Origin of the sequence: Nodularia sp. LEGE 04288 (assembly GCF_963896525.1) — a bacterium.
Lineage (GTDB): Bacteria > Cyanobacteriota > Cyanobacteriia > Cyanobacteriales > Nostocaceae > Nodularia.
On the sequence record NZ_CAWQOY010000182.1, the window covers coordinates 98,821 to 105,664 of the forward strand.

Below are 6,844 nucleotides of genomic sequence, written 5' to 3' on the forward strand. Positions count from 1 at the left end.
TGGATGCCGATGAAAGGTAAAATTTGAGATTCAGGAAAAAGCTTGACGATAATAAAGAAGTCAGTACTAAATAAACCTTAGTCGTTAGCAGTCAAAAACTCTTAACGGTGAGCGTTGATTGAGGTGCTACACCAAGCCCAAATCGATTGTTGTGCAAATTTCCACCAAGGATAATTTTAAGTGACTAGAACGAATTCCGAAATTTTGGCTAACTCCGATCCGGCGATCGCCGAATTAATTAACCAAGAACTACAGCGTCAACGCGACCACCTAGAGTTGATTGCTAGTGAAAACTTTACCTCAGCTGCTGTATTAGCCGCCCAAGGTTCCGCATTAACCAATAAATATGCCGAAGGATTGCCAGGTAAACGTTACTATGGCGGTTGTGAATTTGTCGATCAAATCGAGCAAATCGCCATCGACCGAGCTAAACAGCTATTTGGTGCAGCTCATGCCAATGTCCAACCCCATTCTGGCGCTCAGGCAAATTTTGCAGTTTTCCTGACATTACTGCAACCCGGTGACAAAATCATGGGGATGGATTTGTCTCATGGGGGACATCTCACCCACGGTTCACCAGTGAATGTTTCGGGTAAATGGTTTGAAGTTTGCCATTACGGTGTCAGCAAAGAAACAGAACAGCTAGACTACGAACAAATTCGGGAGCAGGCGCTGAGGGAGCGTCCCAAGCTCTTAATTTGTGGATATTCAGCTTATCCTCGTGTGATTGATTTTGAAAAATTCCGCAGTATCGCTGATGAAGTCGGCGCTTACTTGCTGGCAGATATTGCCCATATCGCTGGTTTAGTGGCTACTGGTTTGCATCCTAACCCCCTTCCCTTCTGTGATGTCGTCACAACCACAACTCATAAAACTCTCCGTGGTCCTCGTGGTGGTTTGATTTTGACCCACGATGCAGAATTAGGCAAGAAGCTCGATAAATCTGTTTTCCCTGGCACTCAAGGCGGTCCCTTAGAACACGTCATTGCCGGAAAAGCAGTGGCTTTTGGGGAAGCACTGAAGCCGGAATTTAAAGAGTATTCGGCGCAAGTAATTGATAATGCTCGTGCTTTGGCAAGTCAACTGCAAAACCGCAGTTTAAAATTAGTATCAAATGGAACGGACAATCATTTGATGCTAGTAGATTTACAGAATATTGGACTTACCGGAAAGCAAGCCGATCAACTGGTGAGTGGCGTGAATATTACCGCTAACAAAAATACAGTTCCCTTTGATCCGCAATCACCATTTGTTACCAGTGGTCTGAGGTTAGGTTCTCCAGCCATGACTACACGCGGCTTGGGTGTAACAGAATTTACGGAGATTGGGAATATTATCGCTGACAGACTGCTTTCGCCTGATTCTGAGACAGTAGCACAAGATTGTCGCCAACGGGTCGCCGCATTGTGCGATCGCTTCCCCTTGTACCCACATCTACAAATCCCAGTACCAGCCTTAGCTTAAGTTCACCTTTGTGGATAGTGTCAAGTTGTTTAATGAACCACGTTGGCGCTAGCCTCTCCCTTTGGGAGAAGACGTGTTCGCGTAGCGTCTCCGCCAGGAGAAGGACACGAAGGAAGATGAGAAGAAGAAGATAGGTGATTTTATATTGGGAAGTAAGGAATTACCAATATATCTCTTTTTTTGGGGTGGGCTGGAAAGCCCGCCTTTTTATTTAACAAGAATATTAAATAACATCAAAACCCAGGCTTTAAACCTGCATTCAAATCTCCCCTCTCCTTAGTAAGGAGAGGGGCTGGGGGTGAGGTTCTTTCTGTATTTTTTTAAATTCATATTCAATAATTTGTTACTGTAAAATACAGGCCTTTCTTCCTTCCCTTTCATCTCAATGAGTGCAGAAATTATTTGTGTTGGTACAGAACTCTTACTAGGGGATATCCTCAACAGTAACTCGCAATATTTAGCCCAACAATTAGCCCAACTAGGGATTCCCCACTACAATCAAACAGTCGTTGGCGATAACCCAGAAAGATTAAAGCAAGTTATCGAAATTGCTATATCAAGAGCGCAAATTCTTATTTTTACAGGTGGTCTTGGTCCCACACCCGACGACCTCACCTGTGAAACCATAGCGGATTTTTTTGGCGTTCCCTTGATAGAACGTCCCGAAATCATCGAAGACATCACTCAGAAATTCGCCCAACGTGGTCGGGTAATGTCACCCAGTAACCGCAAACAAGCATTAATTCCCCAAGGTGCAGACATTTTACCCAATCCTACTGGGACAGCACCGGGAATTATTTGGCAACCGCGCCCCGAAATCACGATTTTTACCTTTCCTGGTGTCCCGTCAGAAATGCACCGGATGTGGACAGATACAGCAGTCCCTTATCTCAAAAATCAAGGCTGGGGAAAGGAGATTATTTATAGCCGCAGTTTAAGGTTTTGGGGGATTGGTGAATCTGCATTAGCTGAAAAAGTTGCTCCCTATTTTAACTTACCTAATCCCACTGTTGCCCCTTATGCGGGTAAAGGTGAAGTCAGATTACGCATTTCCGCCAAGGCTGATTCAGAAGCTGCGGCTGAGGCTTTAATTTCACCTGTGGAGAAACAGCTAAAAGATATTGCTGGCTTAGATTATTACGGGGCTGATGATCAGACTTTAGCTTCTGTAGTGGGTAATTTGTTGCGTTTATCAGGGCAAACACTATCAGTAGCCGAGTCCTGTACTGGTGGTGGTTTAGGACAAATGTTAACGGATATTTCTGGGAGTTCTGATTATTTTTGGGGTGGGGTAATTTCTTATGATAATTCGGTGAAGGTGGGGTTACTGGGAGTTAACCCAGAGGATTTAGATAAATTTGGGGCGGTGAGTGCTACTGTTGCAGAACAAATGGCGATGGGGGTAAAAACTCGCCTTTCAACTTCTTGGGGTTTAAGTGTCACTGGTATTGCTGGCCCAACTGGAGGAACAGAGACAAAGCCTGTGGGTTTAGTTTACATCGGTTTAGCGGGTCCAAAAAATGAAGTTGCAAGTTTTGAGTATCGCTTTGGTGCGATGCGGGGACGTGATTTAATTCGTTATGTGAGTGGTAACACTGCTTTGGATTTGCTGCGGCGAAAATTGATTAAGTAGTCACTAGTACCGCAAGGCGGAAGTCAAAAGTCAAAAGTCAAAAGTCAAAAAGCTTATAAAATGGGCTTTTCATAGATTTTGAATGGTCTGTTTATTTACGCCAACTTGTACTAGGATAATGGTGGGTTACGCTGCGCTAACCCACCCTACAATTTTTGGGTAATTTATTTTTTGGTGTTTCCTAATGACTCCCCGTAGCAGAATAAAATTGCCAAGTTATTCTGTTTCTGTGAACTCTATAGTTTCTACAAAGTCTAAAATATTATCCTTGATTTCCTCGGCTTCTTCTTTAATAGAACTGGGTTTTTCACCGTTAAAAAAGCTGTGCTGGCTGCTGACTATATACAAATAGTTAGAGTTCATAAATGCCAGTAACCCTCGGTATGCATCTAGTCTGGTGGCTGTGCCGTTATTTGTTGATTGGGAAATTGTTGAACCTTGGGGCATATCAATGAGGGCAAAGTAAGAACCTTCAACTATGTCTTTCAAATATTCGGTATACCTAACCTCAGCTTTTGGCATATTCGTAAAAATGGCTTCTGGCACATACTTGTTGAGTAGAATTGATTGCAAATATTCTTCTTGTCCAATAGATTCCACTTCTTCTAATTGTTCTGAGGAGATGGGATAATGATCGATTCTCAGCATAGTCCCGAAGTTATCAAAAAAGCCAACTACCCCGTCTTCACTTTCTACTTTACCTCCCTGCTGTGGATCAACAGGAATTGGGACGGAAAAATTACCAGAGGGCGATTCATATACCTCGTCGCCATAATCTCTGACTATTACTGTGTCTTCTTCGTCGTCTAGGTAAATTTCGTTTTCTGCTTCTTGATAGGCCGCAATTACTTCCTGTGTAATTTCATGGGCTTCTTCATCTTCTAGGTCTAAGGCTTGCTGCAACTGTTTGAGATACGGCTGTTTCTGTTGGGGGATAATCAGATCGTCTTCATCTATACTGACCATTACCCCGACAGCAAACGCATCTAGAACTAGTTCATCGGAAAGGCTTTTACTGGCGACATTAAATAAGCTTCCCAGTCCTTCAACTTCTGCAATTCCGATGAGTCTATCGACTATTTGGGCAATTTCATCTTCTGAGTATTCTTCAAAAACCTCAAAGTCCCAAAGGATACTCGCTAAAACTTCTGCGTCTACCTCCTCTACAGACAAATCAGCCATTTCCGTGACAACTGCGATCGCAGCTACGGCTTCTTCTGGACTCAGTGATTCTTCTGTGGTTTTTGTTGAATTAAAAATCTTGTCATATTTAGTCACAATTATTACCTCTTTGGTTTGGTAGTACTAACATATTAAAAGTAACAATGGTCAGTTTAGTAATGTAGCGAACCTTTTGTTCAAAAAATTCGCTCATGTCTACTTGACTTGATATCTCTGGGAGTAACAAAGAGCGCCAATTCAGCCTTACTGAAGTTCGCTGGTAGTAAAACTCCTGATTTACCCTATCCTGAATGTGAGTCATACAGAGAGTAAACGGTAATTTCTTGGGAGAAATGGGGTTTAGTTTAGTAACCTTGGTGTATTGTGTCACCCTAAGATGCTTGAATATTTTATCCTTAATACTTACTCTACAATTCAATTCTCATAGCGGTAATCATCTTTTGCTTTAATCAGGTGGCAAATGAATTTCATCTATGGGTAGAAATATCAACTAGCTAGCGATAGATTTCTATACCAAGGGTAGGATGTAATAATACCGTTGTTTGTAGTGACACATGATAATATCTCAGCTGTACTCATGACTCTACAAACTGTACTTTCATAAAATTGCATCTTCTATGGTAAATCAGGCATCCCAGTCCTCACCAGATCAATATACAGTAGGTTCTGCTAGTACAGAACTAGAATCTCTGATTCAAACACCGTCATCAGATACTGAAATTGATTTAGAGTTCCTTTACACCAGAGATATTGAATTTCGCCAAGAAACTATTTACTTTCTGGTGGTTGATCGTTTTTATGAAGGTGATCCAGATAACAGCAAAGGTACTAACTCAGACCTTTACGATGGTACTGCCCAAGATTGGGGTAAATACTGGGGTGGTGATTTGCAAGGTGTCATCGATAAATTGGACTACCTCAAAAATATGGGAGTTACGTCTGTCTGGTTAACTCCCCTGTTTGAACAAGTGGACGATTTATTTATTAGCAACGCAGCAATGCATGGTTATTGGACAAAAGACTTTAAGCGCATCAATCCGCGCTACATTGCTAATGGCGAAAACCCTTCTTTAAACGAAACTCAAGAAGCTAAAAATACGACATTTGATCGGTTAATTACCGAACTGCACAAGCGCAAGATGAAGTTGGTGCTGGATATTGTCTGCAACCACAGTAGCCCTGATACTAACGGTAGTAAGGGGGAATTATATGATGATGGGGTGAAAATTGCTGACTTCAATAATGATATCAATCACTGGTATCACCATTATGGGGAAGTGCAAGACTGGGAAGATGATTGGCAAGTGCAGAATTGTGAACTAGCAGGTCTGGCGACCTTCAATGAAAATAATAGTGAATATCGGCAGTATATCAAGTCAGCAATTAAACAATGGCTAGACCGGGGTGTTGATGCACTACGGGTAGATACTGTCAAGCATATGCCTATCTGGTTTTGGCAAGAATTCACTGGTGATATGAGTAATCACAAGCCAGATGTATTTATTTTTGGTGAATGGATTTATAACCATCCTAGTGATGATCTCTCCGTAGAATTTGCCAATAACTCAGGCATGACCATGCTAGACTTTGGGCTGTGTATGGCAATTCGTTCGGCATTAGCACAGGGTGCAGCAAACGGATTTCAGGCAATTCAAGATATCTTTGACCAGGATTATCGTTACAATGGGGCGACTGAGTTAATCACCTTCATTGATAACCATGATATGTCTCGCTTTCAGTCGCTGAATCCTGACCCAGCGATGTTGAAGGTGGCGATCGCTCTGATTATGACAGTTCGTGGTATTCCTTGTATCTATTACGGTACAGAACAGTATCTGCACGATGATACGGATGGTGGTAACGACCCCTACAACCGCCCGATGATGGAAAAGTGGGATACTGAAAGTGAAATTTATCGTGTTCTCAGATTGCTGTCTGGCTTACGGCGGCTGAATCCGGCGATCTCAATGGGTAGTCAGTGGCAAAAATATCTTACACCCGATGTCTACTGCTACATCCGCCGCTATCGTGACTCTGTATGCTTTGTGGCACTGAATCGGGGCGGAGAGGTGACTTTACCAGAAGTAGAAACAGAACTACCTGATGGCGAACATACCTGTGTGATCACTCGCAATAAGTATGAAGTCAAAGACGGTAAAGTTTATAATTTACTCCTGGAAGAACGGGGAGTAATTGTTTTCAGCCACGTGGGAGAACGGATTAAAGGGCAAACTATCGTGCGGGTACAACTGAACGGGGTATATACCCAACCAGGTGAAACCATTGTAGTCACTGGAGACTGTCCAGAGTTAGGCAACTGGGATATCAGCAAGGCTTATCCTTTAGAGTACATCAACTCCAACACCTGGTTTGCAGAGATTCCCTTTGATGAAAGTACTGGTAACTTGATTAGTTATAAATATGCCATGTGGCGCGAAGGGCGATCGCCTCTGCGGGAAAATCTCGTCAATCGCCGTTGGGTAATTGCCAAGGAAGGCACTGTCAAATGGCGTGATACCTGGGCTTCAGGGCGGGAATCTTAGGGGGGAGTGGGGAGTGGGGAGT

4 protein-coding genes are annotated in these 6,844 nt (G+C 42.9%); 3 read left to right on the forward strand and 1 reads right to left on the reverse strand.

Going from position 1 to position 6,844, the window contains the following annotated elements; all coding sequences use genetic code 11:
• The first annotated feature begins 180 nt into the window (after positions 1–180).
• Both glyA and AACX33_RS26420 read left to right on the forward strand, forming a co-directional pair.
• Positions 181–1,464 (forward strand): serine hydroxymethyltransferase, encoded by a 1,284-nt coding sequence (gene glyA / locus AACX33_RS26415; RefSeq protein ID WP_193999878.1) that lies wholly within the window; start codon positions 181–183, stop codon positions 1,462–1,464.
• 385 nt (positions 1,465–1,849) lie between these two features.
• The gene (locus AACX33_RS26420) at positions 1,850–3,097 is read left to right on the forward strand and encodes a competence/damage-inducible protein A (RefSeq protein WP_193999880.1); all 1,248 of its coding nucleotides are present in this window, start codon (positions 1,850–1,852) and stop codon (positions 3,095–3,097) included.
• 216 nt (positions 3,098–3,313) lie between these two features.
• Here the strand turns inward: AACX33_RS26420 and AACX33_RS26425 are convergent, their stop codons facing one another.
• Positions 3,314–4,375: a tellurite resistance TerB family protein gene (locus tag AACX33_RS26425; RefSeq protein ID WP_193999883.1), complete on the reverse strand. Its 1,062-nt coding sequence runs from the start codon at positions 4,373–4,375 to the stop codon at positions 3,314–3,316.
• A 521-nt stretch (positions 4,376–4,896) separates the two neighbouring features.
• Here AACX33_RS26425 and AACX33_RS26430 point away from each other — a divergent pair.
• On the forward strand, positions 4,897–6,822 hold the full coding sequence (locus AACX33_RS26430) for an alpha-amylase family glycosyl hydrolase (protein WP_193999885.1): 1,926 nt from the start codon (positions 4,897–4,899) through the stop codon (positions 6,820–6,822).
• The last annotated feature ends 22 nt before the right edge of the window (positions 6,823–6,844 follow it).